This is a genomic window from Streptomyces sp. NPDC111802 (assembly GCF_055634335.1).
Genome location: NZ_JBVKCZ010000241.1, coordinates 1 through 1,117, shown reverse-complemented (window position 1 = coordinate 1,117; position 1,117 = coordinate 1). Strand labels below are relative to the sequence as shown.

The window sequence follows — 1,117 nt, the reverse complement described above, 5'->3', positions numbered from 1 at the left end:
CTAGCTTGATCTTTAACGTCCGGCGTCGAATGGTGCGTCGAACTTGATCACTCGGTCCGGTAACTGCCGTACGCAGAAGCGGCCTTCGTCTGAACATGTGCTCCGACCAAGGAACACACACGTCCAGCACGAAGGCCGTGAGAATGAGTCTGCTGCATCGGGATGCCCGGCAGGAGGCGTTGGCGGAACTGTCACGCTTCCGGGACGAGTTCTACTCCTGTCTCGCCGCCCGTTCGGACGCGCTGTTCGAGCTAGCTGATGCCGTGTTGTGCGGTGACGGTCCGGTGAGGTCGCTGGCCGAACTGTCGCTGGTGGGCGAACACCGCCGCGGTCATGGCGGGCTCTACGCCGCTGTCGCCCGTGGCCGAGTCGATACCGGCCGGCTGCGGCGGGCCCTGGCCTCGGTGCCACTGCCGCGGGCTGCCGACGGCCGGCTCGTCCTGGCCATCGACATCACCTGCTGGCTGCGGCCCGACGCCCACACCTCACCACAGCGGATCCTGTGCCATACCTACGGACGAGGCAAAGACCAGCACATCCCCGTTCCCGGCTGGCCCTACTCAATCATCTGCGCGCTCGAGCCAGGCCGCAGCTCATGGACCGCGCCCCTGGACGCACTCCGTCTGGCGCCCGGGGACGACTCCGCCGCCCTCGCCGCCCGGCAGCTACGTGATCTGCTGGAGCGATTGATCACGGCAGGGCAGTGGCAGGCGGGTGACCCAGACATCCTCGTCCTTGCGGACGCCGGATACGACGCACCTCGCCTGGCATTCCTCCTGGGCGACCTGCCCGTGCAGGTCCTGGCCCGGATGCGATCGGACCGAGTCCTGCGCAGGGCTGTCCCGCCACGCCAGCCACACACCATGGGCCGACCGCCCCGGCACGGAGGCCAGTTCGTCTTCGGCCAGCCCGACACCTGGGACACCCCGGACACCGAAACCGTCACCGACACCCGCCTCTACGGCACCGCCACCGCACGCTCCTGGAACCGGCTCCACCCCAAGCTGACCCACCGCTCCTCCTGGGCAGCAGCCGACGGCACTCTCCCCATCGTCGAGGGAACAGTGATCCGCCTGGACATCGACCACCTGCCCAGCGGAGCAACCCCGAAGCCGGT

At 68.2% G+C, this 1,117-nt stretch carries 1 protein-coding gene; it reads left to right on the top strand.

From position 1 onward, the window contains the following. Positions 1–143: 143 nt before the first annotated feature. Positions 144–1,117: transposase (locus ACZ7NC_RS45740; protein ID WP_471498435.1), on the top strand; the 974-nt coding region annotated here is incomplete at its 3' end.